General features: G+C 62.4%; 21 protein-coding genes. 12 read left to right on the forward strand and 9 right to left on the reverse strand.

The window, feature by feature from the left end; translation table 11 throughout:
• Positions 1 to 145: 145 nt before the first annotated feature.
• Together HY962_12050 and HY962_12055 are read right to left on the reverse strand one after the other, a co-directional pair.
• On the reverse strand, positions 146 to 1,465 hold the full coding sequence (locus HY962_12050; GenBank protein ID MBI5647653.1) for an SPOR domain-containing protein: 1,320 nt from the start codon (positions 1,463 to 1,465) through the stop codon (positions 146 to 148).
• A 39-nt stretch (positions 1,466 to 1,504) separates the two neighbouring features.
• On the reverse strand, positions 1,505 to 2,650 hold the full coding sequence (locus tag HY962_12055; GenBank protein MBI5647654.1) for a tetratricopeptide repeat protein: 1,146 nt from the start codon (positions 2,648 to 2,650) through the stop codon (positions 1,505 to 1,507).
• Positions 2,651 to 2,828: 178 nt separating this feature from the next.
• Between HY962_12055 and HY962_12060 the strand changes: the two genes are divergently transcribed.
• Genes HY962_12060 through HY962_12070 form a run of 3 tightly spaced genes read left to right on the forward strand, consistent with a single transcriptional unit; the run spans position 2,829 to position 5,937 of the window.
• Positions 2,829 to 4,187 (forward strand): NAD-dependent succinate-semialdehyde dehydrogenase, encoded by a 1,359-nt coding sequence (locus tag HY962_12060; protein MBI5647655.1) that lies wholly within the window; start codon positions 2,829 to 2,831, stop codon positions 4,185 to 4,187.
• Positions 4,184 to 5,416 (forward strand): phospholipase, encoded by a 1,233-nt coding sequence (locus HY962_12065; GenBank protein MBI5647656.1) that lies wholly within the window; start codon positions 4,184 to 4,186, stop codon positions 5,414 to 5,416. Before HY962_12060 ends, HY962_12065 begins: the two co-directional genes overlap by 4 nt.
• Complete coding sequence (locus HY962_12070; protein MBI5647657.1) at positions 5,413 to 5,937, forward strand: hypothetical protein; 525 nt, start codon at positions 5,413 to 5,415, stop codon at positions 5,935 to 5,937. Before HY962_12065 ends, HY962_12070 begins: the two co-directional genes overlap by 4 nt.
• A 5-nt stretch (positions 5,938 to 5,942) precedes the next feature.
• Here the strand turns inward: HY962_12070 and HY962_12075 are convergent, their stop codons facing one another.
• Both HY962_12075 and HY962_12080 read right to left on the reverse strand, forming a co-directional pair.
• Positions 5,943 to 7,970 (reverse strand): hypothetical protein, encoded by a 2,028-nt coding sequence (locus HY962_12075; protein MBI5647658.1) that lies wholly within the window; start codon positions 7,968 to 7,970, stop codon positions 5,943 to 5,945.
• Positions 7,954 to 8,517 carry a hypothetical protein gene (locus tag HY962_12080; GenBank protein MBI5647659.1) on the reverse strand — a complete coding sequence of 188 codons (564 nt, stop codon included), beginning with the start codon at positions 8,515 to 8,517 and terminating at the stop codon, positions 7,954 to 7,956. The genes HY962_12075 and HY962_12080 overlap by 17 nt, the downstream gene beginning before the upstream one ends.
• Before the next feature lie 188 nt (positions 8,518 to 8,705).
• Here HY962_12080 and HY962_12085 point away from each other — a divergent pair, with 188 nt between their 5' ends.
• The 5 genes from HY962_12085 (at position 8,706) to HY962_12105 (ending at position 13,261) form a co-directional block, all read left to right on the forward strand.
• Complete coding sequence (locus HY962_12085) at positions 8,706 to 9,293, forward strand: RNA polymerase sigma factor (protein MBI5647660.1); 588 nt, start codon at positions 8,706 to 8,708, stop codon at positions 9,291 to 9,293.
• Between the two features lie 13 nt (positions 9,294 to 9,306).
• Positions 9,307 to 9,963, forward strand: a complete 657-nt coding sequence (locus tag HY962_12090) for a hypothetical protein (protein ID MBI5647661.1) — start codon at positions 9,307 to 9,309, stop codon at positions 9,961 to 9,963.
• 148 nt (positions 9,964 to 10,111) lie between these two features.
• A complete protein-coding gene (locus tag HY962_12095) occupies positions 10,112 to 12,079 on the forward strand; it encodes a T9SS type A sorting domain-containing protein (protein ID MBI5647662.1) in 1,968 nt (655 codons plus the stop codon).
• A gap of 7 nt (positions 12,080 to 12,086) precedes the next feature.
• Entirely contained in the window at positions 12,087 to 12,899 is an 813-nt protein-coding gene (locus HY962_12100; GenBank protein MBI5647663.1) for a sulfite exporter TauE/SafE family protein, read from the forward strand.
• Positions 12,896 to 13,261, forward strand: coding sequence for a DUF1634 domain-containing protein (locus HY962_12105; GenBank protein ID MBI5647664.1), 366 nt, complete (start codon positions 12,896 to 12,898; stop codon positions 13,259 to 13,261). The genes HY962_12100 and HY962_12105 overlap by 4 nt, the downstream gene beginning before the upstream one ends.
• A 15-nt stretch (positions 13,262 to 13,276) precedes the next feature.
• Here the strand turns inward: HY962_12105 and HY962_12110 are convergent, their stop codons facing one another.
• The 3 genes from HY962_12110 to HY962_12120 all read right to left on the reverse strand — a co-directional run bounded on the left by HY962_12110 (position 13,277) and on the right by HY962_12120 (position 18,421).
• Positions 13,277 to 14,119, reverse strand: coding sequence for a cytochrome b/b6 domain-containing protein (locus HY962_12110; protein ID MBI5647665.1), 843 nt, complete (start codon positions 14,117 to 14,119; stop codon positions 13,277 to 13,279).
• Positions 14,120 to 14,171: 52 nt separating this feature from the next.
• Positions 14,172 to 16,199 carry a cytochrome c3 family protein gene (locus HY962_12115; GenBank protein ID MBI5647666.1) on the reverse strand — a complete coding sequence of 676 codons (2,028 nt, stop codon included), beginning with the start codon at positions 16,197 to 16,199 and terminating at the stop codon, positions 14,172 to 14,174.
• A gap of 62 nt (positions 16,200 to 16,261) precedes the next feature.
• The gene (locus HY962_12120) at positions 16,262 to 18,421 is read right to left on the reverse strand and encodes a cytochrome b/b6 domain-containing protein (protein MBI5647667.1); all 2,160 of its coding nucleotides are present in this window, start codon (positions 18,419 to 18,421) and stop codon (positions 16,262 to 16,264) included.
• 304 nt (positions 18,422 to 18,725) lie between these two features.
• Here HY962_12120 and HY962_12125 point away from each other — a divergent pair, with 304 nt between their 5' ends.
• Positions 18,726 to 19,487, forward strand: a complete 762-nt coding sequence (locus tag HY962_12125; protein MBI5647668.1) for an alpha/beta fold hydrolase — start codon at positions 18,726 to 18,728, stop codon at positions 19,485 to 19,487.
• A 93-nt stretch (positions 19,488 to 19,580) separates the two neighbouring features.
• A complete protein-coding gene (locus tag HY962_12130; GenBank protein ID MBI5647669.1) occupies positions 19,581 to 20,282 on the forward strand; it encodes a hypothetical protein in 702 nt (233 codons plus the stop codon).
• Between the two features lie 13 nt (positions 20,283 to 20,295).
• Here the strand turns inward: HY962_12130 and HY962_12135 are convergent, their stop codons facing one another.
• Together HY962_12135 and HY962_12140 are read right to left on the reverse strand one after the other, a co-directional pair.
• A complete protein-coding gene (locus tag HY962_12135) occupies positions 20,296 to 21,195 on the reverse strand; it encodes a fibronectin type III domain-containing protein (GenBank protein ID MBI5647670.1) in 900 nt (299 codons plus the stop codon).
• A gap of 108 nt (positions 21,196 to 21,303) precedes the next feature.
• Positions 21,304 to 23,055 (reverse strand): hypothetical protein, encoded by a 1,752-nt coding sequence (locus HY962_12140; protein MBI5647671.1) that lies wholly within the window; start codon positions 23,053 to 23,055, stop codon positions 21,304 to 21,306.
• Positions 23,056 to 23,170: 115 nt separating this feature from the next.
• On the opposite strand from HY962_12140, the gene HY962_12145 reads away from it, so the two are divergent.
• Both HY962_12145 and HY962_12150 read left to right on the forward strand, forming a co-directional pair.
• Positions 23,171 to 25,540, forward strand: coding sequence for a 2-oxoacid:acceptor oxidoreductase family protein (locus HY962_12145; protein ID MBI5647672.1), 2,370 nt, complete (start codon positions 23,171 to 23,173; stop codon positions 25,538 to 25,540).
• 45 nt (positions 25,541 to 25,585) lie between these two features.
• Positions 25,586 to 26,068, forward strand: coding sequence for an adenosine-specific kinase (locus tag HY962_12150; protein MBI5647673.1), 483 nt, complete (start codon positions 25,586 to 25,588; stop codon positions 26,066 to 26,068).
• Positions 26,069 to 26,243: the final 175 nt, after the last annotated feature.

Genomic DNA, 26,243 nt, shown 5'->3' on the forward strand with positions numbered 1-26,243 from the left:
ACTGCAAGGAGGAAATGTAGACCTTTTTATGGAAAAGACCTATTCGATCAGGGATGCGAGAGGTCGGGAATGCTGCGGGTCTGGGGACGGGCGGGCACAACCTTCCATTCTTCGAAAGACACCGAAGATAGTTGCAAAGTAACGTTTACGGCGATGCTTTTTTTTGCGACTGTGGTATTTCGATCAAAAATGCCCCCTTTTCCACCGAATTCCTGATAGCTCGCAAGTAATTTTCAGCGTCGGCCCGTGTGGAAAACGGCCCGACATCCACCACATACAGGGCGCTTCCCGTCTTCATCGACACTGCCATGTTGGCGGGGTAGCCGCGCTGCACGAGCCGGTTTTTCTCCCCAGCCGCAACATCGCGGTTGCGATAACTCCCGACACGCACGACAAAACCTTTGGCGGGGGACGACTGTGTCGTCCCGCTCTGCGGTGACACGGCCTGTTTCTGTCCGCCGCCGCCCAGTTCGGGCTGCATGACCGGAGGACCCTCGACGGCCGGGACGGTCGGATCGTAGCGCGCACTGTCGAGAAATGCATCACGATACTGCCTGCGCAGCGAATCACGCATGAGCAGGCCCGTGCCGCGGTCAGGATACGGACCAACACGCACGCGGTAATAGGTGCGTTTGTACCGCTGGACGAATTCCGGTTCTGTCGTTGCAGGCCAGCCCTGCCGCTTTAACGCGTTGGCCACCACCTGCGCACTTGGATTGCGCGGCTGCGAGGCGACCTGCACGAAGTAGTCCCACTCGCGCGCTGTCGGCGGCGCCGGGGCGGAATCTTTTCGCGCCGCGTCGGGCGCCGCGTTGTGTGTTTTGTCCATTTCGCGCGAACGCGGCGCTTTTCTGCGCGGCGAACGCGGATCCTTTTCAGGCGCCTTGGTCGAAAACAATTCCTCGAAGCCCTCGCGGATATCGGGGAAGGGGTTCACAAACCAGATAAAGGAGATGCTGAGCAACAGCACAATAATCGCGAGGAAGCCGTAGATCGGTGCGCGTCCTCCCTGTGGGGGCGGAGGCGCCTCGTCCTGCATGCCGGGTTCCTCGATCTCGGAGAATGGGATGTGATTCTCCTCTATCAAAGACGGCGCGGCCGGGTGCCGAATCGCGGACTCTGGATCCGCCACGATTTCAGATCCCGGCGCGGGGATGCCTTCGACCGCGGGTTGGTGCGTCGAGCGGGGTTGTTCAGGCCGCGGTGCTGGCGGACGTGTTTCCGAAACCGGCTGCGTCGCCCGTTCGTGTGCCTTTGCCGACGATCCCGAGGCGGGGGGAGCGGGCGCGGCGGGTGGCCGCGGGGACGGAATGTCGCGGCTCGGCCGTTTCTCCTCGGGAGCCGCGGCGCTCTCGCCGGGCGTTTGTGGCGCTGATCCGTCGGAGAAAAAAGACGGGGAAGAGTAGATCTTCTTCCCCGTCTTGGTGTTCTCGTTGTCGTCGGTCGCGAAGTTGAAATCAGTCACGATGACTTCCCCGTATGGAACAAGGTTCCGTGCCGCGTGTTATTTCTTCCGCCACACCGTGATCTGGCGCACATTGATTCGGGCCTGCCGCACATCGAGTGTGTTCGAATTTTTCGGCACCATGTCAAGATAGGTCGTGTAACATTCGAGGGCCTTCTGCAGATCGTTCAGACGCACGTAGGTGTCGCCCAGCAGTTTGTGTGTCTTCGCGAAATCGCGGTCGAACTCGCGCGCGACCAGCAGATTCTTTTCCGCGTCGGAATACTTGCCGAGGTTCAGGAGGAACTTGCCGAGATTCACGCGCGATTTGGTCAGGAAAGGATTGACGCGCAGCGCCTCGCGTACTTTCGCGATGCCGTCGTCGCGGGTCTCTTCGCGCGCCATCAGACGTTCGCCCGTCTTTGCGAGCATGTCGGCTTCCTTCACCTTGTCGAAGCCCGACGAGTCGTAGATGCCGTAGCGGAGATGGTTCGGCAGGAAATCGAGCGTGATGATGTATCGGTCGATGAGATTCTTGTCCGACGCCTTGGTGCCGGCGGGATGTGTGCGGAAATCGAGGAAGAGTTCCTTGCGATTGTCGTAGTTGATGTCGGAGAATGCCGCCGAAATCGACTGCGTCGTTTTCTTTCCGTCGATCATCCCGTCTTTCTGTGTCCATGAAATGAGAATCACGGTCAGGCCCTGCTTCATCCCGAGAATGAGGCCCTTGGATTCGGGTGTTCCATCGGGCAGGGTGTACGTGTTCTGCACGTAGAGCTGCACGCCCTCGTCCAGCGTGTTGATCGGACGGATCAGCGCCGAACCCGGCTGCAGCGTCAGCACGTCGAGCAACTGGAACGAGCCGCCGCCGGCGGGCACCAGCGTGGCGAGCACGTTGCAGGCGGGTGATGCCGCCTGGTTGGTATAGAGGACCCAGATCTCCTCTTTTCCATCGCCGTCAAAATCGGCCTGGTAGCCGGTGAGCTGTCCGCCCGCTGTCGGCAGCAGGCAGGCATCCTTCTCCGTGAGTCCCTCCTTGCCGGATTTGACGATCTCGGACCATGTGGCCGCAGGGATGCTGACTTTCGCGTAGGCATCGTCCTTCGCGACGAAGTTCTGCATGCCGAAGGCAAATTGCGCCTGTGTGGCGCTGTGAGCGAGTAGGAACAGGGAGACCGCGATGAGGAGGGAGAGACGCGTGTTCATGGGGGGAACTGCCTGTTGGTGGACAGAAACGGTGTCCGCGAAAAATACGTCGCCATGCGGCCACTTGCAACCGCGCGCGGCGATGCCGTTTCCGGAGCTTCGGACGCGGCGCGGTTTTGTTTTCCGCGGCGGTGATGATGATTTTTACGGACCATTCCTCGCACCATTTCCCGGCGCCATGCAGTCGATCAATCCGGCCACCGGCCTCCTCATCGAAGAATTTTCCGAGCACACTCCGTCCGAGGTCGAGTCCATCCTCGCGGATGCGCATCATGCTTTCACCGGGTGGAAGGACGTCTCCTTCGACGAACGCGCGCGTCACATGCTGGCGGCCGCGGCAGCTCTGCGGGCCGATGCGGAAGTCCATGCGCAGACCATGACACGCGAGATGGGCAAACCGATAACACAGGCCCGCGCCGAGGTGGAAAAATGCGCGTGGGTGTGCGAGTATTATGCAGGCAACGCCGAACATATGCTGGCGCCAGAGGAGGCCGTGTCCGACGGCAGCCGCGCGTATGTGCGGCACGACCCGCTCGGTCCGGTGCTTGCGGTGATGCCGTGGAATTTCCCGTACTGGCAGGTCTTCCGCTTCGCGGCGCCGGCCCTGATGGCGGGCAATGCGGGTGTGCTGAAACACGCGTCGAACGTGACACGCTGCGCGCTGCGCATCGAGGAGGTGTTCCGCGCGGCCGGATTTCCCGACGGCCTGTTCCGCTCGCTGCTCATCGGATCAGGGCGCGTCGCCGATGTGCTGCGTCATCCGCGCATCACCGCCGCGACACTGACCGGAAGCGAACCTGCCGGCGCGGCGGTCGCGTCGCTCGCCGGAAGTCTGTTGAAAAAAACGGTGCTTGAACTCGGCGGCAGCGATCCCTTCATGGTGCTCGACGACGCCGACATCGAAAAGGCCGCCGTCACGGCTGCCGCGGCGCGCTGTTTGAACACGGGCCAGAGCTGCATCGCCGCCAAGCGTTTTATCGTGATGGATGCGGTCGCGGAGCGTTTCGAGGAATTGTTTGTGCGCGCCATGGCCGCGCGCCGCGTGGGTGATCCGATGCGCGACGACACGGATATCGGCCCCCTCGCGCGTCCGGATCTTGTGGACGATCTCGAGAGGCAGGTGCGCGACACGCTCGCGGCGGGCGCGCGCCTGCTGCACGGCGGAAAAAGGATATCCGGGTCCGGATATTTTTACGAACCGACGGTACTCGGCGGCGTGACGCCCGGTATGGCCGCACACGACGAGGAGACCTTCGGTCCCGTCGCGGTTGTTGTGCGTGTGGCCGATGCCGACGAGGCGGTGGCGGTCGCAAACGCGACACCTTTTGGACTCGGCGCGAGTGTGTGGACGAGGGATACCGCCCGCGCGGAACACATCGCCGCCGCGATCGAGACGGGCAGCGTGTGTATCAATGGGCTCGTCAAATCCGATCCGCGGCTGCCGTTCGGAGGTGTCAAACGCAGCGGATACGGCCGTGAATTGTCGTGGCACGGCATCCGCGAATTTGTGAACACAAAGACGGTCTGGATCGCATGACTCTGCGACGACATCACTTCCGCGCGGCAGCGCTGCCTGCCCTGATCGGCATTCTCCTCGCATGGAGCGGGGCGGCCGCGCAGCAGCCGCGCATCGACTTGGTCGAGAGTGTTCCGGAGGAGACCGTCCTGGGACTCGCCTACACGGGAAGGACGGCCGCCGTGTGGAAAAACCTCATCGACGGCGCCCGCGCGACGCTCGACATCGAACAATTCTATATCGCGACGGCGCCCGGAGAGGCGCTGGAGCCGGTACTCGCGTCGGTGGAGGCGGCCGCGGCGCGTGGAGTGCGCGTTCGCGTCATCGCCGAAAAAAAATTCGCGGAAAAATATCCGTCGACTCTCGAGGCCTGGTCACGCACCGCCAATATGGATGTGCGTATTCTGGATTTTTCGCGCCTGTCGGGCCGCGGGGTGCAGCACGCGAAGTTCTTCGTCGTGGACGGGGAGCGCGCGTTTCTGGGAAGCCAGAATTTCGACTGGCGCTCGCTGTCGCAGATCCACGAAACGGGTGTGTCGATCAGCAGCGCGCCGCTGGCCCGCGCACTCGGATCGGTGTTCGAGATGGATTGGATCTTCGCCGCGGCGCACGATACGGCGGCCGCGCGCAGGGACGCCCCCGCGTGTGATTGCGCGCCGCAGCGACTGCGCGTGGCGGGCGGCGGCAGCGTGACGGTGCGGCCGGTCTTCAGTCCGCGCACCTTCCTGCCGCGCGGCGCCGAGTGGGATCTCCCCGCCCTCGTGCGCATCATCGACGGCGCGCGGCGCTCGGTGTGTGTGCAGGTGCTTTCGTACGGCGCGAAGGACGATACGACACTCGACGCTGCTTTGCGCCGCGCCGCCGCGCGCGGCGTGACTGTACGGCTGCTCGTGTCGAACTGGTCGCTGGGCGCCGCGCGGCAGAACGCGCTCAAGGCGCTGGTCGGCAAGGGCGTGCGCGTGCGCTTCACATCCATCCCGCAGCATTCGCGAGGATTTATTTCCTTCGCGCGTGTCGAACACTGCAAATACATGGTTGTGGACGGGCGCACCACATGGATCGGCACGGCCAACTGGTCGCCCGATTATTTTCACGACTCGCGGAATGTCGGTCTTATCGCCGAAGGCCGGGCTCTGGCGTCGCGGCTCACCCGTGTATTCGACACGAGCTGGTCGGGCCCCTACGCCGCGGACCTCGATCCGGCGAAAAGCTACAGTCCGCCCAAAACCGATGACGGGAGCGGAAAATGAGTCCGATGGGACGTCGCGCGTTTCGCGATTTTTTTTCTCGCTTTCATGTGGAAATGCTCGCGGCCGACGCGTCCGCCGTCAACCGACGCCTGCGCATCATCCTGCTGCTGCACATCTACGTGTTGTCGCTATGCCTGCCTGTCACTTCGGGTGTGCTGTTCGGCCTCGCGTATCTCCCTCTCTTCGAGGAGAATCCCGACGTGCACGGGTTGATGGCGGTGTCGACGGGCATACTCGGCGTGCTGGTGTTTTTTATCTTTCTCTTCAAGTATCAGATCACGGCCCTGCTCGACTTCCGCCACCGCGTGCTTTTTCTGCTTCTGCATGCGACCGTGACAGCGGTGCTGTTCTTCACCGTCATCTGGCTCGGCTTTGCGTCGCCCTGGCACGCGACCCCGTACTGGGGCTCCTACGATCTGAACACCGCCGCGCGCAGTTGGGTGATATCCGTGATTGTGATCGGATCGATCACGCTGCTCGGCAGCATCTTCGATCTGTTCCGCCGCCTGACGAGCCGCTGACCCTCTCAGCGCGGGCCAGCCACCGCCGTTCCGAGATTCCGTTCCAGTGTGATCGCAATAAGAGAGGAAAGGATCTCGAACTCCGGTAATTCGCGCTCGCGTGCCGTGACCGGGGCTCCTCTGTCCGTGGAGATCGCGACATCCTTTTTCCCGAGTTCGATCAGCAGGCCCGTGGCGACGTGCTGTACGTCCTGCCGCGCGCGTTCGGCGGTGACAAACGCCGCGCCGCCGACGTCGAGCACGGGGCGCACGACGATGCGGTCGCCATTGTTCAGGCGCGCGGCGATGTCGCGCAGCAGCTCGCGTGTGGAGCGGCCTTCGCTGCTGGCTCCGAGATCCGCGCTGCGAATCACATAGGTCGATGTGGAACGGACGTCGACCTCGCGTCCGCCGGTGGAATCGCCCGCGAAGGCGAAACCCAGCGCGTCGGTGGCGGTGATGATGGTGCCCGTGGTATCGGTCACATCGAAGCGGGCGTAGAGTGGCGGCAGGTCGGAATTTGCGCCGCCGCCGAACAGAAGGCCGACGTCCAGATCGCGCTGCGCGGCGGCATCGTCGCTGGAATACCGCGCGATTTCCTTGTCCTTGTGCATGATCGTGATCGACCAGTCGCGGAGGGCTTCGGCGTTTCTGATTGTCGGATCCAGATTGATCGGCGTGGTGATGAAATTCTCGACCATCCAGTCGGTGGTCAGTGGCGCGAAGGCGGCGCGCGACGCACTGCGGAATTCGACGCACCGGAGCTGCGCCGGGTTGGTGTACCGAGCGGGGCGTGCGACACGTGTTTCGATTTGTATCCGCGATGCCGGCAGGTCCCAGATGGTGCGGAGATAGTACTGCACCGCCTCGGCGCGCGCTTCGGCCATGGCGCCGGGCTCGTCGGGCGAGGCCGATCCGACAATCGTCAGTGACGCCGTGGGATTTTCAGTGAGCCGCAGCCCGATGACATTCAGGATCTGGTAGTACTGCTCGGCGGCGTGCAGGCGGATCAGGCGGCGCGTCGAGAACGAGAAGCGGGTGGCGCGCGATATCTGCGCGTAGCGACCAGGGATCTGCGCCGAATTTTTGTCGAAAAACACGAAGGGGATGAGCGGCGCGCTCTGCCGGTAATACTGCTGTGCGGTGCGCACCATGGCTCTGCTGATCCGTTCGCCGTTGCCGCCGACACTGAAGAGCCGTATGGTGGCCTCGAGCGGGAGTGCCGCGCGCGCAAGCGGTGCGGCGGTGTCGACCACCACCGGGGCGGGTTCGAGCGGTTCGGGTTCCGCGTCCTCGGGTTCCCCATGCAGCGAGATGGACAGCCCCGCGCCGATGCTGAAGGCCCTGACGCCAAGACCGAGTCCGAGCGCCGCCGCATCGGCGCGCGAATGGATGTTCCACGCGATGGATGTCGTGCCGCTGAGGGGCGACGCAAAGCGGAATGCGAGCGCGATGCCGCCGTGCGTCCGCGCCCCTGCGAGTGCATCGTCACTGCGCAGCACGCGTGTGGTTGTGCCGCTTTCGGGGAAGGCGGCATTGGATGGCGCGAGCAGGAATTCGGTGAGCGAGGTCCGGCCGTCGAAACGATGCGTGATCCACGGGCCGGCGTCGAGCGTGACGTATTCGGTAAGCGCGATGGAAGCGAGCGCCTCGAGCCGCGCGAAGGGTGCGTCGCTGCGCGCTTCGAAACGTGCCAGCGCGGTCACCACGCGGCTGCTGCGCGGATCGAAGAAGGGCGAGGTGGTGTACTGGTCGGATGTAAAAAGTCCGGAAGAGAAACCGAGCGCGCCGCGCAGAGTCAGGCCCGCTCCCTCGGCAAAGAGCCCGGGCCAGCGCACGTCGCCCGACAGACTCGCTTCGTGATTCGACGAATATCCCTTTGGATCGCAGTCGCACCACGAGACGCGGCCGTCGCGGCGCTCGAGATGCAGTGGCACGCCGAACGAGTACTCGACTCCGGCGGTCCAATCCCTGCCGGTCTGACCGGGCATACACGCGGGCAGCAGCAGCAGAACCAGCGCACACAGCGCGCGTGTTTCAGAAGTACGCGCCATCGAAACGTCCGTTTGACAGGATCACCTGTTTGCCCGCACCGCTCTGTATCACGCCGGAGTAGGAACCACGGACGCGGCGCGACATGGGATCAGAAAGTACCAGCATCTGTGTCGCTCCGGTGATCGACACGTATTCCACGTTCCCGATAAGTATCCGCACCTTGCACTTCGCCGCGGGGTCCTGCAGGGCGTTCGACCAGGAAAAATTTCCGCTCCCGCCGCCGGGCACCGAGAGATGCACCACGACCGCCACGCGGTCGCCGCGTGGTCCGACAATGGTGTCGGCATTGAGGATGCTTGTCACATCGTCGGAGGCGAAGTAGTACGCGCGCGCGCTCCGCGGCTGCAGGTTGAACACACCGGATTTGTACCCGTCGCCGTCGAGCACAAAGGCATTGTCGGACAGCGAGTCCGGCCCCGCTACGCCGTCCCAATCGCTCGGCAGACGGTCTTCACAGGCCGAGAGGAGGCACGTCAGCGTCCAGAAAAACGCGGGTGCGATTCGTATGAGAGCGCGTCTGTTCAGTATGTTGCGGATGGTGTGCATCACAAATGACCCGACCGTGCAAAAGTACAACGAGATCGCGTCCCGCGATACACCCCGGGTCCGGATTTATTTTTTCCGTGCTGTCAGGAATTGTGTCCCTTATGAGTCATGATTCCGACCAGCAGCCGGAACTCCGGCCTCAAAGAATGTTTCTCTTCATTTCCACGGCAAAAAAGCAGAAATCCCGAATGAGCGCACCGCACATAGTGTCCGACGATGCGGCCCTCATGGACCGCCATCTCGGCGGCGACGATGACGCGTTTCTGGAGCTTTTTCAGCGCCTGAACGGCCGTCTTCACATGTTTGCCCTGCGCTTCCTTGGAAATGCGGAGCAAGCGGACGACGTGATACAGGAAGTGTGGGAAAAGGTGATACTCATGCGCCGCACGCCGTCGCGTGTCGAGAATCCGGCCGCGTACATCTTTATGATGGTGCGCAATTGTTGTCTGAACTCGATCAAATACCGGCGGCGGACCTCGCCGTTTTCGACAATGGAAGAAGACTCGCATCCGCGGTCATCGGGTGATGAGAGAACCGAGATGGAGGAAATCGTTTTTGCCGCGCTGCACTCGTTGCCGCACGAATACCGTGAAGTACTCGTTTTGAACGTGTACAGCGGGTACAGTCTCGGCGAAATAGCGGCATTGATGGACAAGAGTCCGGAGGCGATCTGGAAACGCGCCTCCAGGGCACGTGAAAAACTTCGTTCCGCCGTTCTCGCAATGGCGGAAGGACAGCGCCTGGATATGCCGGCGTTGGGCGGCTCAATAGCGTGACGAGGATACACACATGAACACGATGAATATGGAACGACTGATTGAAAAATACTTCGACGGCGCCCTGTCGCCGGCCGAACGTTTGGACTTTGAGCGGCTTGCCGCCGGCGATCCAGCGCTTATGCGTTCAATACAGGCCGAGGGATCGATTCGCGAGGTGTTCGCGCGTGATCGCGCACGGATGCACACGGATTCGGGGGCTCTGCAGACGCATCTTGCGGGTATGCTGAAACAGGTGCCCGGTACACCCGCTTCTCTCCCCGCGGCGGGCGGCGCATCCACCTGGCTCGGCGCTGCTGCCACGATAAAAATCACGTCGATAGCTGTCGCGGTGCTCGGCATACTCGGCGCCACGTACTTTCTGACGCCCGATCCGGGCCCGGCCGACAGTCTGCGCGCAACCACGGAAGAAACCGTCGCACCCGCCGCTGCAGCTCCCGCACCCGCACAGGCGCCTGTCGAAAACACCGTCACAGGTGCCACGCGGAATGATGCAGGGGGCAGAACATCCGCGGTCCGGCCGGAGGATGAAATCCGCGTACTCGAGACGGATCAGGTGCGCGACGCGGGAACGGGTGTCGCGACCGGCTCGGCGGTGATGACCTCCGACACCGTGCGGACACGTGTCAATGTGAATCTTAACCCGATCAAAAAAGACGAAAATATCTGATACTCCTACGAACGCGCGAATGCGCGCTCCTCCTCGCATGCGCCCGGTGCCGTTTCGACTGCACCGGGCGTCTGCGTTTTGTGCGGCGCTGTGGAAAATGTCCGTAATTCTTTGTAGACTTCGCGAGTACCTTCACTCGCGGAATCGTATGTCACCACGCACCGTTCCCGGCTTCCTTCTTCTCCTGTCGCTGCCCCTGTGCCTTCATGCACAGTGGTCGGGCATGCCGGACGTCAACAACCCAGTCTGCCTTGCCGATTCGTCGCAGAGGAACATCGACATGGTGTCGGACGGACGGGGCGGTTCGATACTCGTGTGGGAGGACGATCGCGGCACGTCCGGAAGCCCCGACATCTACGCGCAGAGAATGTCGGCCATCGGCATACCGAAATGGGGCGTTGACGGCACACCGGTCTGTATCATGCCGGGAGCGCAGAAACGCCCCCGCATCATCAGCGACGGCGCGGGTGGTGTCATCGCCGTGTGGGACGACACGCGCAACGGTGATGCCGACCTGTACGCGCAGCGGCTCGACTCGAGCGGTGTGCCGTGCTGGTCGTTGAACGGCGTGCCTGTCATCACAGTGTCATGGTCACAGCAATATCCCGCGCTCGCGTCCGACGGACAGGGAGGCGCGATAGTCGTGTGGCAGGACACACGCAGCACCGGGTTCACCATCTACGCGCAGCATCTCGCATCGACCGGCATGATACTTTGGGGCGACGCGGGCCGGCGTGTCTCAGGAGGCAGTCAGGCCGCGGTATTGCCGCAGGTTCTGGCTGATGGAATGAAGGGAGCCGTGATCGTGTGGGAAGACGGGCGCGCGCCCTCGAGCGGTGCCGACATCTATGCGCAGCGTATCGATTCGGTCGGAGCACTGCTCTGGAATGCGGACGGCGTCCCACTCTGTACCGCGACGGGAGCACAGAAGTCTCCGCGCATCGCGCCCGTGTCATCGGCCGGCGCCTGTATCGTCTGGCAGGATCAGCGCGCGAGCGCCACCATGTCCGACATCTACGCGCAGTTGATCGATTCCGCCGGGCGCGTCCAATGGCTCAGCAACGGTCTGGCGATCTGCAAGGCTTCCGACAATCAGTTTTCGCCCGAGATCGTGAGTGACGGAGCGGGCGGCGCCATCATCGCGTGGCTCGATGCACGCTTCGGCTATACGGTGCGGCCCTTCGCGCAACGCCTGAATCCGGCGGGCAATCTGTTATGGCAGTTGAACGGCTACGACCTCTGCCCGTCGGCGCAGGACGCGGACCATCTGCGGCTTTCACCGGACGGTTCAAACGGGGTCGTGGTCGCGTGGGCCGACAATCGCAGCGGCAATTACAACATCTACGCGCAGCGCATCGAGAGCGGCGGATCACGCGTCTGGGGCGCCGCGGGTGTGGCGGTGTGTGTGGCGTCGGGAGATCAACTGGATGTGGAACTCACGGCCACCGGCATGGGTGGATGGATACTTGCGTGGATCGACCTCCGCGGTGGTCGTGTGTTTACCGACATCTATGCGAGCTACCTGTACGCGGGCGGCTTCATCCCCGTACGGCTGCTGAGTTTTACCGCCGAGGAAGAAGCAGGCGCTGCCGTTCTGCGCTGGATCACCGAGACGGAATGTCTCAACGCCGGCTTCGACATTCAGCGGTCGCATGACGGGGAGACTTGGACCAGCATCGGATTTGCCGAGGGCAGTGCTTCGTGCAGTATCGGCAGGAGCTACGAATTCATCGATCCGCTGCCGCTGTCGCGCCATCCACTTGGTGATATTCTGTACCGGTTGCGGCAGATCGACTACGACGGACACAGCACCATGCTCCCGTTCGCACGGCTTGTCTATGCTCCGCGCGTGGAAAGCATTGTCATCAGCGCCGCACCGAATCCGGCCGCCGGCCGCACCTCGCTCGCGGTGTTTTTTCCCCGTCGTATGGATGCGACGGTGCGCCTGCACGACGCCTGCGGCCGCCTCGTCACCACGCTGCTCGAAGCGACACCCGTCGAGCGCGGTGCGCGGCATTTTTCCTTCGACGTCTCATCACTTCCTTGCGGCGTGTATTTCCTGACTGCGGAATCCGGTGCTTCGGCGGCGGTGCACCGCCTCGTGCGCGGCGACTGACGCGCGCATGGCTCCCGGACAGTTTTTGTTGGTTGTACTGGCGGGCGTCGGCACGGGTTTGCTCGGCGGCGTGTTCGGCATCGGCGGCGGAATTTTTCTCATCCCCGTCCTGACCATTGGATTCGGCCTGCCCATGCATGAGGCGCTTGCCGCCAGCATCGTCACGGTGATCGCCACCTCGAGTGCGACAGCGTCGATATACGTGCGCAAGGGAATCAGCAATGTGCGCCTCGGCATGTCGTTGGAGGTCATGACCACAATCGGCGCGGTGCTGGGCGGCTTCGGCGCGGCCATGCTGCCGGGCGATGTGCTTCGCACGTTCTTCGCGGTATTCCTTCTCTGCATGGCGGCGCTGATGTGGTGGCGCGCGCGTAAACACGGTGAAGGAGTGATACGCGACGATGCCGGCGCGTCTATCCGCGGCTCGTTTTTTGATCCGGCCGAAGGCAGGCAGATCTCGTACAGCGTGCGAAACCTGCGCGCGGGCATGCTTGTGTCGTTCTTCGCCGGGAACATCAGCGGCCTGCTCGGTGTGGGCGGCGGCATCATCAAAGTGCCCGTGATGAACATGGTCTGCGGCGTCCCGATGAAGGCCGCGACGGCGACAAGCAACCTGATGATCGGTGTCACCGCCGTCGCCAGCGCCGTCATCTATTTTGCGCACGGCTACGTGCACCCGTACTACACGGGCGCCGCGGTGCTGGGCGTCCTCGCGGGCTCCGCGCTGGGGACGCGTGTCGCGGCGCGTGTGCGCGGACGCACGCTGATCTATCTGTTTGTGTTTCTCATGCTGGCCACGTCGGTGAGGATGTTCCTGTGAACCGTCCGTCGGTGGAGAGGGCGCTCGAGCGTATTGTCAGTCTGACTCTGCGCGCGGGACTGGCCGTCAGCGCCCTGCTGCTTTGCGTCGGCCTCGGCCTCTCGCTGCTCTCCCCCGGCGTCTCTGTGATCGGAACCTCGTGGTCGCTGTCGCGGTACGCGGTTCAATCGCCCGCGCAGACCATCGCTGATCCTGCCGCGTGGCTGCTTGCCGGCATCTGCGTGCTGATGTCCACACCCGTGCTGCGCGTCCTCATCGCGGCGACTGCCTTCGCCGCCGAGAAGGACTGGCGCTACGTGCTGATCTCGTCGATGGTGCTTTCCGTGCTCGCCGTGAGTGTGGCGCTCGCCTGGATGTTCTGACGGAAGAGGTGACGATCAGCGGTACGAGAAGATCATCGCGTAGATGATCAGCAGCACCATGCCGAGACCCAGGACGACGGCAACGGTTCCGAATGCCCGCACCGCGCGAAGAACGATGGGCTGATACGGCTCCACAAGATTGTCCTTCAACGTGCCGCTTTCGACCAGCGCCTTGTATTCGCCCGGCTTGTCCTCTTCCAGTTCCTCGACCGACATCCGGCCGGTAAAGATGACGGTGTCCATCGGGAATTTTTCAGGACGCAGGTGCGTGTTGAAGAAGTGCACGGTGAAAATGAAGCCCACCGCGAGCAGCGCCTCGTCGCTGTGCACGATCGTTGCGATGTTCAGCATCCATCCCGGAATGACGAGCGTGAAGAATTCCGGGAACCACAGCGTGAGGCCGGTGGACCCGATGACGACCATTCCCCAGAACACGGCGAAGTAGTCGAATTTTTCCCAGTACGTCCATCGTCCGAATTCCGGTCGGGGCCCCTTGCCGGTGAACCATTTCAACGAGGCGATAAGATCGTTCAGGTCCTTGCGGTTGAACATCATCGAATCGGGGCCGAACACAAAACGTTTCCAACTGACCTTCTGCCGTTTGCGCGTGCGGACAAGGTCGACGATGTGCACGCCGAACATGATGATCATCAACGCGGCCGCGAGGCGGTGTATGGAACCTGCGCCCTCGAATCCGCCGAACAGCCGCGCGAGGAAGGCCGCCCAGCCCGTGTACGCGAATTTCAACGACATGCCCGTGAGGGCAAGACTGATGAAACTCACAATCATGACGATGTGGAGGATGCGTTGCAGTCGCGTGAAACGCTGGAATTGCAGGCGTCCGTGTGATTCGGCCATGGAAGATCTATCCTTTTAGCGGCGTGGTTCGAGAGGCGGAAAATTCGAGATGTCAGGCGTCCTGCGAGGGCTCGTCCTGCGAGGGTTCATCCGGCGACGCGGCGGCGGCTTCGCGGGCTTTGCGGGCCTTGCGCATTTGCAGCGCGCGCGGCAGCCACAGCAGCGTGTGTACGCCGCCGACAAAAAATGTCACGAGCAGCAGGCCGGTCATGCCCCAGAACGCGTAGAAGAGCACCGGGTACTTTTCGGGATCATGGTGTGTCGCATGTGTCAGATACCCGGCGAAACGGCGGTTGGCGCCGGGATGACATTTCATGCAGGTCCCGACCACGTTCTCGCGGCTGAGATGCGACTTGGGATCCGAGACGCGGAGTATGTCGTGCGCGCCGTGGCAATCGTAACATTTTGCCGTCTTGGTGTAGCCGAGCAGCGACACTTTGCCGTGATACGTGTCGAAGTACGTCTCGGCGATCTTCTCGTGGCAGCGGCCGCACTGCTGCATGATCTGCAGCTTGAACCCGTCCGCGTCGGCGCGCTGAATAGTGTGCGCGGAATGGCAGTCGTCGCACACCGGAAGCACCTTGTCGGTTTTGCCCACCATGGTTGCGTGGATGCTCGATTCGAACTGTTCCTCGATGCCGTGATGGCAGACCCCGCAGGTCTTCGGCACGTTTGCGCGGTTCACGCTCGAGGCGGGATCCGACTTCGGAAGAATCTGATGCGACGTGTGGCAGTTTGTACACGTGGCGGTAACGGTCAGACCGCTTTTGACGAGTCCGTGACCGTGTATGCTCTCGGCGTAATGTGCGACGGCGGTGCGTCCCTCGCCCTTCATGCGCAGGGCCGCCTTCTCACCTTCGCGGTGGCATGTCCCGCACAGCGCGGGGATGTTTGTCGGGAAGGTGGGGGACGAAGGATCGTGTTTCCCGCGCACGTGGTGGGTGCCGTGGCACTCCTTGCACGTGGGCGCGTTCTTGTCGTTTTTCGCGAGCAGTATGCCGTGGATGCTGCGGCGATGCTGCACGCCGATCTCTTCGTGGCACGAGGCGCAGTCCACCGTGGTGGTGATCGTTTCGCAGGGCCGCGTCTTGGATGGAGTCACTGTCGAATGGCACTGACTGCAGGCGACGTTGGCATGTTTCGACTGCGCGAGATCGCGTATGTCGACGGTGAGATCGTGTCCGTTTTTTGACGAGCGCAGGCCCTTGGTCTCGTGGCAGCGCAGGCAGTCGCGGTTCGCCATGCTCTGCGTGTAGAACACCTTGCGCACTTTGTGCGGTTGATGGCAGTCCACGCAGGCGGGAAGGACGTGCGCCTCGCGTTCCCAGAGTTTTCCGTTGATCACCTTGCGGTGCACGTTCTCGATGCTCGCATGGCAGTTCGCGCAGGTCTTCGAGATATTGCGACGGCTGATCGACGAGAGCGGATCGGTGTGTGGAAGAATGGAATGCGCGGTGTGGCACGACGCGCAGTTCGGCGCGACGATGAGTCCCTTCCGGAGCAGGCCTTCGCCGTGAATACTCTCGGAGTAGTTCTCGAGTATGTGGTCCTGATGAATGACGCGCTGCTTCATCACGACGGATCCCTCCTGATGGCATTTGCCGCAGAGGTAGGGAACACGCAGCGGCGCGACCTGCGAGCGGGGATCCTTCACGGGATAGATCTCGTGTGAACCGTGGCAGTCCCTGCAGCGCGGCGCGAGTCCGTCGCCGCGGGCCAGCGCCTTTCCATGCAGCGAGCGCGCGTGCAATTTCTGGATGTCGCCGTGGCACGTGCCGCAGTCGACCGGCTTCAGATCGTCCTCATGCGGGAGTTCCTTGCCGTCGAGATCGGCGTGGCAGCCGACGCAGGGAAGATCCTTGTGCGCCGAGCCGCCGAATTTTTTCTCGTCGACATACACGGGCATGGTGCGGCCTGCGCGTTTGCCTGTGAGGGACTTGTCGGAATGGCACATCAGGCAGTCGCTGTTGTCCTGCGCCCGGGCTGTGCCGGCCGCCGCCGCGAGGAGGAACAGCATGGAGATGGTGACGCGGCACGCGAACAGGGACGCCGCGCGCGCGCGTGAATGTGATTCAAACATGGGTGCGGCCTTCCGATCCTGTCCGTGTTCTGGGCGTGTGGATGCTCTCATTCTCGTTGCCTTCACATCGTCGGCGCGTCGTCGCGCGGGACATCCGGGGCGATCGAAACGGATTCTTCCGCTGCCTTGATGCGTTCGAGTTCGAGTGCGTGTTCGTCCGCCATCTCTTCCTCGGAAAGTGTGCCTTTGAGCCATGCCAGGTTCATCGGATACGCATCGGGATTGAAGATGACAAAATAGATGTGCCACACAAGGATCGCAAGGAAGGCGAGCCATGCCTCGTAGTAGTGGACGGTGCGCGCGATATCCCACCCCAGCTTGGTGAGGATGCCCATGAAGTAATTGTCGAACCACATGATGAAACCCGTGGCGCCCATGACGATGTTGCCCCAGACCAGCGCCCAATACTCGCTCTTTTCGATGTAGCTGAAGCGGTCGAATTTCGGCTTCACCTTCGAGAACCCGAAGTTGTACTTCAGTACGGCGATGGCGTCGGTGGCGTCGGACAGGCGGGGAAGCAGGTCCATGAACAACTGGCGTCCGCGCTTCGTGAAGGCGAGATAGCCCACATGGTACACGCTGGCTGCGATCATCACGGCGCCCGCGACACGGTGTATGACGCTGCGCGCGTCGAAGACGCTGTCGCTCAGTCCGCGGATGAGCACAACCCACCATGCGTCGGGGAAGCGCAGCATGAATCCGGTGAAAACGAGCACAAAGAAACTGACGAGCAGAGACACGTGCTGCAGCCGCTCATTGCCGGTCATGCGCACGTACAGGCGGTGCGACACGTGATGCGGCGCCTGCGCCGCGCCCCTGCGCACCTTCAGTTTATGAATCGCCTTGCGGCGGAAATCCGCGATGTTGTGCACGAGCATGCCGCCGATGATCACAAAGATCATGATCAGGTATATCGTCGAGATCCAGTACAGAAGCGGTTCGTCGGTTTCCGATTCTGTGACGTGAATTTTCCCGACTGTGAAGGCCTCGTTCGCGCCGGGATGGCATTTGCCGCAGGTGGTCGCGAGGTTGGCCTTGTTGACGGTCGATGCCGGATCGCTCGACGGCCGGATGTTGTGGACGCTGTGGCAGCTCGCGCAGTTGGCGACTTCCTTCTGGCCGCCGCGCTGGGCGAGGCCGTGGAAGCTTGCGTTGTAACTTGCGACCTTGCCCGTCGAGATGCCGTATTTCTCCGAAAGACGCACGGAGCTGTGGCACGGTGTGCAGATCCGCGCTGAGACGTTCTTCTCGTTCACCGCCGCCGACGGATCATCGGGGCGGAGAATGCTGTGCTCGCCGTGGCAGTCGGTGCAGGACGGCGCGTCCTTGACACCCTCGCGCAATGCAATACCGTGACTGCTTGCAGTGTACTCCTTGCTGATCGCCTGATGACACTTGCCGCACAACTCGGGGATGTGTGTCTTGTTGGTCGAGGATTCCGATTTAAAGCCGGGCTGCATGGCGTGGCTGCCGTGGCAATCGACGCAGCTCGCGGCCCGGCCGTTGCCGCGCTGCAACGCCGCGCCGTGCACGCTCATATCATAGGCCCGCACGAAGTTCTTCGCCGTGGTCATGCGCGCGCGCACGTCGGGATTGTCGAGGTGGCACGAAAGGCAGACGCGTTCCTGCGCGCGTTTGACCGCCGCGGTGTCGGCTCCGGCCGCCGGGTACGTGATATCGTGGGAATGGCACCCGGTACACTTCGGCGCGCCCGGTTGACCCGACGCGAGGGCCTTGCCATGCGCCGACTGCGAGAAGATTCCGACAACGTCGGTATGACAGGTTTCACAACTGCCCGCGCCCTTGCCGGCGGACGGCGCGACCACGTTATGCGTGCCGTGACATTTTTTACATGCCTGGTCCAGCGCGCCGCGTTTTTTCTCGGCCCGCAACTGCGCCGCATGAAATTGGTGTTTCATTTCGGCGTTGGCGTGGCACGAGGAACAGCGCACCGGCGTGATCTTCTCCTTGTGCGGCACGTTCTCGGCATCAAAACCGGTATGGCACGCGATACAATTCTGGCGCGCATGCGGCGAACGGTTCAGGATGGCGGGATTGACAAACAACGACACATCCTTCCCCGCGCGCTCCATCGTCAACGAATTGTCGTTGTGACAGGCGAGGCACTCGTCCTTGGTCTGCGCACCCGCGGCGGCGGCAAGAACGATGGTGAGGGAAAGAATCCGGAAAAGGGAGCGAAGGGAGGGTGTGAGGTACGTCATACGTGCTTTCAATGTGCCGGGGATTCGGGGAGACCGAGGTTCAAGCGGATAATTCAGACAAATAGGGCAAGATTCATGCCACGCACCTGTGGACCAATCCGGTCCGGCCGAGGCAATCGGCTACAATATAGTGGGATAATTCGCCCTTTTGCTTCCCAAACGCGAGAAATCAGCGAAAACACTCAAAAAAAAGAAAAAGTACTGTTGTGTTTTCCTGCACAGTACCTGCCGCGGAACGGAAGCCCCCGGGTCGCTGTTGGCGGATGGACAACCTGGACCCGGAGGAAAACGTATGGACACATCGATGGCTGGGCAATCGGGCGCGCGCGTGCCGCTCCTTCTTTTTCACGCGTTCCCTTTTCATGCGGGAATGTGGGAGGCGCAGGTGGAGGCGCTCTCGGCATCGAGGACGGTCGTGACCTTCGACTGCCCGGGTTTCGGCGGGGGCGGTGAGGCGGTGTCGGGACTCTCGCTTGCCGACTGTGCGCGTCTTGGCTCCGAAAAACTCGACGGACTCGGTATCGACCGTGTTGTTGTAGGCGGACTCTCGATGGGCGGCTACATCGCCATGGCCTTTCTCCGCGCTTTCCCTGAGCGCACCGCGGGGCTCGTGCTGGCCAACACACGCGCGGGCGCGGACTCGGAGGCCGCGCGTCAAATGCGTCACACGCAAGCCGCGGGCGTGCGCGCGTCGGGTGTGCAGGTCGTGGCCGATGCCATGCTTCCGCGGCTTCTTTCCGAGACGAGTGTGAACGAAATTCCTGATCTTCGCGACCGTGTGCGCGGCATGATGATGAACGCCAGCGCGGAAGGCACCGCGGTGATGCTCGAGGCAATGGCGGCACGGCCCGATTCGGGCGAGCTGCTCTCCGCATGCACGCTGCCGGCCTGCATCATCGTGGGAGAGTCCGACGTGTTGACGCCGCCCGACGAGGCGCGCGCCATGCACTCCATGCTGCGCGGGTCGGAACTGCACATACTCGATGGAGCAGGCCATCTGTCGAATCTCGAAGCGCCGATCCGTTTTAATACGATCCTCTCGCGCTTCCTCGACGGCATCGATTAATCGCGCTCCGATGCGGGCAGTATTCCGTGCATTGCCGGCGATTCGCCCGGCCTGCTGTTGAATATTTCTCGGCCGTGGGTCTATCTTGCCCCGATGAAAGATCGCACCGCATTCTTCGCACGTTCAGCCGGCGGCGGCATTCCGCGCCATTTCACGGCCCTCGCCTTCATCCTGCTGCTGCTGCCCGCGCTCGCGGCAGCGCAGCCGCGCTTTCAACTGCGCCGCACCACACAACAGTCGTCGCCATTTATGGTGCGCCTGTTTGCGGGCTACAACGGCGTGACGGAACCGTCGGACGCCCTGCAGGACATGATCGAAAACACCTGGAACACCTCGTGGGGCGGGCTGATGCTCGGCCTGCAAGGAGCCGTCGTTGTCGACACCATCGGCATACCCGTGCTTGTGGGCGGGGAGGTGTACTATCACCGCATGGCCAAACGATACCTGGGGGTAGTGCCAGGCACCTTTTACACCAGCGACAGCAGCCGCGTCTCCCTCGACGAGTATATCGGCGGATACGGCGCTCAGCTTCTTCTGATTCTGGAACCCTTCCCACGCACACATATCATGTTCGGCGCGGGATTGCTGTACCTCAACGGATCGGTGGAGACCGAATCGGAAATCACCGGCCTGTTTCCGGATATCTGGATGGGCACCGTGTCGGCGAGTCTCGCCTACGCCCTGCTGAAATACGATCAGGGAAGTATCGACGCGATGTTCCGGCTCACGAAGGGATTCGGAACCTACGGGAGTCTGCAGTTCCAATCGCTCCTGAACTTTACGTTCCTGTTCTGATCCCGCGCACGATTTATTTCGAGAACGGCACGTTCTTTTCGCTCTGGAAAGACGCCTCGACCTCGATGTAGCGGTCCGTCCCGAAGCCCTGCACGAGACGGTCGTCGCTCCCGCGTTTTATGAACAGGCGAAAGTAATACCGTGCCGTGCCGCGCACGAGGCGGCCGAAATAAATGCGTCCCTTCTGTGAAACGGCGTTGTCGAGTATGATGCTCGACGCGGTGTATGTGCTGGATGCGGGCGAGGACGTCGCAGGAGAGTCGTCGAGCGAGGCCGCCTCAACATAGGGCGACGTCGAAAACTCGGTGCGCTGTCCGGGATTTGCGGCGAGATGCGGGCTGGTTATTTCAACGATGCCCGAGACGAGCGGGGAGTACACGAAGAAATCCCCGCGTGCGGCGAAGGCCGCGGACGTGACCTGCAGGACTTCCGCGCGTGCGCTGTCGACGAAGAGGTCCACGCCCGAAGGCAGAGCCGACGCGCTGGTGTACACGCGGATCGGCGCGCCCGCGACGTCGCGTGTCACACGCGGCGACGGCGCCCATTCGACCACGGCCGAATCGGCGCTGCGGTTCCCCGCGGTGGAAAACGCGTGAAGACTGATCTGGTACCTGTGGCCGTTGTGCAGCGCGCGCAGCAGCATGGTGGTTGTGCCCTTCGGGACGTCGTACCGCGTGACGCTTGACGCGTACTTGTCCCACACCGTAAGGACGTATTTGTCGAAATTGGTCTGCCACTCCGACGACGAGCCATTCCACCGCAATCCGATGGTCGAATCCGCCGACCATGCGCGGAGGTTCGAAGGCCCGGCCAGCGGCGCATCACTCGGAGCTGTCCCGGAATCGGAACATGCCGCGCATATCAGGGCAAGCAGCAGCGCCGGGAGAAGGGTTCTATGGATCTCGTGTTTCATCGGGTCGAGGTGTTGTGATTGCAGGGGAATGTAGTCCTGTTTGTCGCGATTGACAAGCGTGTTTACGGGCGCGGCTGCAATAATTACATGCAGGGGCGAGGGATCGAATCAACGACCGCCCTCGAGAAGCAGCCGCTGCACATCCACGGAATGCCCGTCGTCGAGCCGCGCGTAATACAGGCCCGCCGGAATTGCCCTCGCATCAAATACGACTGTCGTGAGTCCGATATTATCCACGGCGCTGTCGAAGAGTGTGGCGACGCGCTCGCCGGCGGTGTTGTACAGCACAAGCCGATACACACCCGGTTCGAAGACGTTGAACGGCAGCGTGATGCCGCGCCTTCCGGGTTGCGGATATGGATGGTGCAGTCTGAAGCCCTTGTCCCGCGCATCGAAGTCCCCCACGAGTTCCTCGAGTCCCGTCGGATCGCCATCCTCGTAATACGGATTCCCGAGTTCGATCCAGCGCCACTGCGCAAAATCAGGGGCATGCAGGACGACGATGTCGGCGTGGACGTGTTGTTTGCGGTCCGCATTGTTCGCCATTCGCTGCGGCGTCCCGTTGCCCGTCGTGTACACAAAACCCTGCCGGCCCGATCCATGCGCGGAGCCGATCCCCGGAAATCCGATCTCCTGAATTCGCCAGCTCTCCTGCACTTTCTGCGCGAGCCGCGTGTAGTACGCCTTGCCCACAACACTGAGTTTGCCGCTGTCCTGCAGGGAGTAGAGTACGTCCATCGCCGTGACCACGCCGGGGCGGAACGGCATACTGTGCAGGGAGTCGCGTCCGTGTTCACGCAGTCCATGCGAAGTGACAGCGACATCGGTGAACGTGCGCTGCACCGTGATGCGTCCTGAGCCGGGTGGATTCCCGCGGTACTGGCTGGGATTCACCGCAATCTGCACCACCGGCACGCGGTGTCCCTGCCCGGCTTCGCGTGTGATCTCCTCGCGGAATTCGCGCCGCAGCTCGTCGAGATTCTCACCGGCGACGAGCTGCACCCAGGAACCGGGCTGGTAGAGCAGTTCGTCCCAGCGGAGTTCGCGGCGATTGCCGAGTTCGCCCTGCGTGCCGCTGCCCGCGTCATAACTGAAGCGGTGCCAGTAATCGCCGGCCACGCCGTCGACGCTGTCGATAAAATGTGTGGCGGATGCAGGATCCCAGTGATAGGCGATCCTGATGCCGTTGTCTCGCGCGACCGTCAGCAGCACGTCGAACAGCGAGTAATACCCAGGGGTGAAAATATCGGGCCTGACAGTCCGAATCTCCCGCTGTTCCGGCGCAAAGGGATACGCGGTTCCGCGTATCACCGCGGCCGATCCCTGCACGGGCAGGACGCCCGCGCCGCTGTTGAGTCGGCCCGGTGTGCGCAGTTGGTTGTAGGACATGGACGCGGGAAAGAAATGACAGGGCCTGCAGGCGTTGTCCGCGGGCAGCTCCGTGTGGAAGCGGTGCAGTTGTTTCGTGCGCAGTGCAGAGCCGTTTCCGCCGTCGATGTGGCACGTGTTGCAGTCGGCTTGTGCGGGAAGCATGTGCCATGATCGCGCGCGGGCACCTGCAAGCACAGGCAGGTATCCGCCATCGGGGATGCCCGCCGCGTGCACACGCCCGAGCGAATCGGACGGCGGGAGCGTGATACGCCCGCCATCGGGGCGCAGCAGAACCATGGTGGAACCAGCGGCGGGACTGCCTCCCGCGTATGCGTTGAACACGGTGCCTGCAACACCGAAGCCGGGGTGACAACCCGTACACGACTCGCCGGGAACATGTGTGCGTTGGCCCGGCGCGGGCGACACACACCAGAACACGGCGAACACGGTTAGAATTGCGCGGCGGCTCCCCGATTGGTTCGTCGACATCACATGTCCTCAGTTTGCGGAAGGGAAACAGAACCGAAGCGGGAATGTGTTATTTTTCCGGCTTCCGATCCAGCGTGTCCGGCCCGCGAGCCGGATCAAATGAAAGATGGTATCAATGCAACGAATACACGAAGAACTCCAGCTCCTCGATCGTGCCGCCGCCTACGATCTGGCGGTGGAGGCGCGCACACCCTCGTACTGCGCCGGGTGCCCCCATCGCGGAACATCGAGCGCGATACTCGAGCTGCGCGCGCGCCTCATCGATCCGGACTACATGCGCCGCGTGCACGGTACGGAACCGGTCGACATCATCGCCCACGGCGGCATCGGCTGCTACTCGCTCAACTTCCTCCCGCCATTTCGCGACATGCACAACATGGCGGCGATGGGATTGGGCGGCGCGGCCGGCATGGGCGCGTATCCCTTCACGAAGAACAAACACTACGTCCTGTGCGGCGACTCGACGTTTTTCCATTCCGAGATGTCGACACTGTCGAACGCAATCAAGGACAGGCAGGACATCCTCTACATCATACTCGACAACAAAAACACCGCGATGACGGGGCATCAGGTGACCGCGGGCTCGGCGTACGACATCATGGGATACAAGACGATACAGCAGGACATCGAATCGGTGGTCCGCGGCATGGACCGCGACGGCCAGGTGTTCCTGCGCCGCGTCAATCCCACCGACCGCGACACGTATCTGGAACTGCTCGAGCACGCCTTCCTGCGCGACGGTGTGCGCGTCGTCGTCGCCGATCGCGAGTGCGGCATCACGTTTCACAAGCGTAAACGCGCCGCCGCACGCGCGGTGATCCGGCGTGAGGGTTTTCTGCGGCGCGAGAAACACATCAACGTCGCGGCGGAGACCTGCGAGAACTGCCGCGAGTGTACGCTCGCAACCGGATGTCCCGGACTGACGATCGTCGACACGCCGTACGGCGAAAAAATCGGCATTGATCCGAGCATCTGTGTCGATGACACGTATTGCACCAAGGTCAAGGCCTGTCCCTCCTTCGAGGAGGTGCACATCACGCGCCGGTCGGCTCCGCCCGCGCGCACAGGGACCTGGGACCTCTGGATGCGGGATGTGCCCGAACCCGCGCATCCGCTGCTCGGCGACGCCGAGGGACAGAGGCGCAGCTTCGCGGTGTTTGTCCCGGGCGTAGGGGGTATGGGACTCGGCTTTGTCGCCAAGCTGCTGACACAGGCGGGGGCGAAAGAGGACTATGAAGTCCGATTTTATCACCAGAAGGGCCTGGCGCAGCGGAACGGCGCCGTGGTTTCGCACGTCCTGTATTCCACGCCCGGCCTGCGACTTTCGCAGCGCATTCCCGAGGGCAAGGCCGATCTCGTTCTCGGACTCGACTATCTCGAAACGCTGCGCGGCCTGCGTGTCGCCTCGCCCGGCCGCACGGAGGTGATCTGCAATACCGCCGAGACGCCCACCATCCTGATGCTGACCGGCGAGGACGCCTTCCCCGAGGGCATCGAGCCGCGCATCCGCGCTATCGTGGGTGACGACCGTTATTTCGGCGCGGATTTCTTCGCGCTGTCGGAGCATTTTTTCGGCAACCGCCTGTACGCAAATCTCATGATGCTCGGCTCGGCGTATCAGCGCGGCGTGCTTCCGCTCCGCTCCTCGACGATAGAGGACACGATACGCGAATCCGTCAAGAAGGACGAGCGCGAGAACAATCTGCGTGCATTCCGCGTCGGGCGGCGCCTCGTGGCCTTTCCCGACATGCTTGCTCCCGCGATATCCGCATCCGGCACACCCGGCGTGGTCGAGACAAAACGCGCGGCGCTCGGTCGCGCGGGCGAGGTCTACGTGCGGCGCATGGCGGAGCTGCGCGCGCGCATGGACGCGTTGGGCGAGACGGATCACGACGACTTTGCACGACGGTATGCGGACCTCGTCCAATACGACGGCACCTCCTACGCGGAGCGGTACGCGGCCGCCGTGCAGCGCGTGTACGAAGCCGAAACAGCGGGCGGGGCTGATCCCGACGCAACACGCGCCGTGATCTGGAACCTCGCGAAAGTGATGGCAATAAAGGACGAAGTGTGGGTGGCGCATCTTCTGACGAGCGACGAGAAACGTGCCTCCGACCGCGCGCGCTACGACATCGATCCCGCCCGCGGCGATCGCATTCGCTACGTACACATCAACAGGCCGCATTTCGACATCCTCGGGTACCGGCTCGAGTGGGACATGCGGACCCGCGACTGGATGCTGCACGGAATGAAACATCTTCGATTCCTGCGCCGTCTGCTACCGCGCTGGCATGCGCGCGAGAAGTCCTTCCGCGACTGGTACGAGGCCGAGGTGATCGGCGCCTATCTCGCCGGCCGTTTCCCGAATCGTGACGCCGCGATTGCCGCGCTCAACGCGCCCGCCTCCTGCACCGGGTATCGCGAGGTCGTCTACCCCAAACATGAACGCGCGCGCGCCCTGGTCCTGTCGCTGCTTGCACAGTGACCGGCACGCGGACCATTCCAGTCATTCCTGATCAAGGACACCGCCATGGAACTGTTCATCGTCCCACTCGAAAAGCCCGAGCACGTGAACGTGATACTCGGCCAGTCGCATTTTATCAAGACCGTCGAGGATCTGTACGAGGTGATCGTGCAATCGAATCCCGCCATACGATTCGGCATCGCCTTCTGCGAGGCATCGGGCCCCTCGCTGGTGCGCTGGGTCGGCAACGACGACGCCCTCGTTGCACTCGCGCAGGAAAATGCCCTGCGTATCGGCGCCGGGCACAGCTTCCTGATCTTCCTCGACAATGGCTTCCCGATCAACATTCTTAATGCCGTAAAAAACGTGCCCGAGGTGGCGCGGATTTTCTGTGCCACCGCAAATCCCACCCAGGTGATTGTTGCGCAGACCGAACAGGGGCGAGGCATTCTCGGGGTGGTTGACGGTAATTCACCGAACGGCATCGAAAGCGAGAGCGACATCGCCGATCGACTCGGTTTTCTCCGGAGAATCGGGTACAAACTGTAAAATTTTTACATTTTCAGAGGATCGTCTCGGGAGGGGATACTCCAAGGTCTTGTTTTCAAAGAAGTCGGAGTCGTTTTGCGTATTTTGCAATCCTCTTCGACTTCTTCCTTCATTTCAGGCCGAATCCTGCACTATTTGCAAACGGCATATGAATTGAAGCGTCGGAAGCAGCAGT

Source organism: Ignavibacteriota bacterium, from assembly GCA_016218045.1.
Classification (GTDB): Bacteria; Bacteroidota; Ignavibacteria; order SZUA-365; family SZUA-365; genus JACRFB01.

What these genes read in the sequence shown, in the direction of transcription:
- HY962_12110 (MBI5647665.1), bottom strand. Translation starts at nt 14,119, where the DNA reads ATGGCCGAATCACACGGACGCCTGCAATTCCAGCGTTTCACGCGACTG.
- HY962_12145 (MBI5647672.1), top strand. Translation starts at nt 23,171, where the DNA reads ATGCAACGAATACACGAAGAACTCCAGCTCCTCGATCGTGCCGCCGCC.
- HY962_12065 (MBI5647656.1), top strand. Translation starts at nt 4,184, where the DNA reads ATGACTCTGCGACGACATCACTTCCGCGCGGCAGCGCTGCCTGCCCTG.
- HY962_12135 (MBI5647670.1), bottom strand. Translation starts at nt 21,195, where the DNA reads ATGAAACACGAGATCCATAGAACCCTTCTCCCGGCGCTGCTGCTTGCC.
- HY962_12090 (MBI5647661.1), top strand. Translation starts at nt 9,307, where the DNA reads ATGAACACGATGAATATGGAACGACTGATTGAAAAATACTTCGACGGC.
- HY962_12125 (MBI5647668.1), top strand. Translation starts at nt 18,726, where the DNA reads ATGGCTGGGCAATCGGGCGCGCGCGTGCCGCTCCTTCTTTTTCACGCG.
- HY962_12060 (MBI5647655.1), top strand. Translation starts at nt 2,829, where the DNA reads ATGCAGTCGATCAATCCGGCCACCGGCCTCCTCATCGAAGAATTTTCC.
- HY962_12140 (MBI5647671.1), bottom strand. Translation starts at nt 23,055, where the DNA reads ATGTCGACGAACCAATCGGGGAGCCGCCGCGCAATTCTAACCGTGTTC.
- HY962_12100 (MBI5647663.1), top strand. Translation starts at nt 12,087, where the DNA reads ATGGCTCCCGGACAGTTTTTGTTGGTTGTACTGGCGGGCGTCGGCACG.
- HY962_12150 (MBI5647673.1), top strand. Translation starts at nt 25,586, where the DNA reads ATGGAACTGTTCATCGTCCCACTCGAAAAGCCCGAGCACGTGAACGTG.
- HY962_12130 (MBI5647669.1), top strand. Translation starts at nt 19,581, where the DNA reads ATGAAAGATCGCACCGCATTCTTCGCACGTTCAGCCGGCGGCGGCATT.
- HY962_12085 (MBI5647660.1), top strand. Translation starts at nt 8,706, where the DNA reads ATGAGCGCACCGCACATAGTGTCCGACGATGCGGCCCTCATGGACCGC.
- HY962_12075 (MBI5647658.1), bottom strand. Translation starts at nt 7,970, where the DNA reads ATGGCGCGTACTTCTGAAACACGCGCGCTGTGTGCGCTGGTTCTGCTG.
- HY962_12115 (MBI5647666.1), bottom strand. Translation starts at nt 16,199, where the DNA reads ATGTTTGAATCACATTCACGCGCGCGCGCGGCGTCCCTGTTCGCGTGC.
- HY962_12095 (MBI5647662.1), top strand. Translation starts at nt 10,112, where the DNA reads ATGTCACCACGCACCGTTCCCGGCTTCCTTCTTCTCCTGTCGCTGCCC.
- HY962_12080 (MBI5647659.1), bottom strand. Translation starts at nt 8,517, where the DNA reads ATGCACACCATCCGCAACATACTGAACAGACGCGCTCTCATACGAATC.
- HY962_12070 (MBI5647657.1), top strand. Translation starts at nt 5,413, where the DNA reads ATGAGTCCGATGGGACGTCGCGCGTTTCGCGATTTTTTTTCTCGCTTT.
- HY962_12120 (MBI5647667.1), bottom strand. Translation starts at nt 18,421, where the DNA reads ATGACGTACCTCACACCCTCCCTTCGCTCCCTTTTCCGGATTCTTTCC.
- HY962_12055 (MBI5647654.1), bottom strand. Translation starts at nt 2,650, where the DNA reads ATGAACACGCGTCTCTCCCTCCTCATCGCGGTCTCCCTGTTCCTACTC.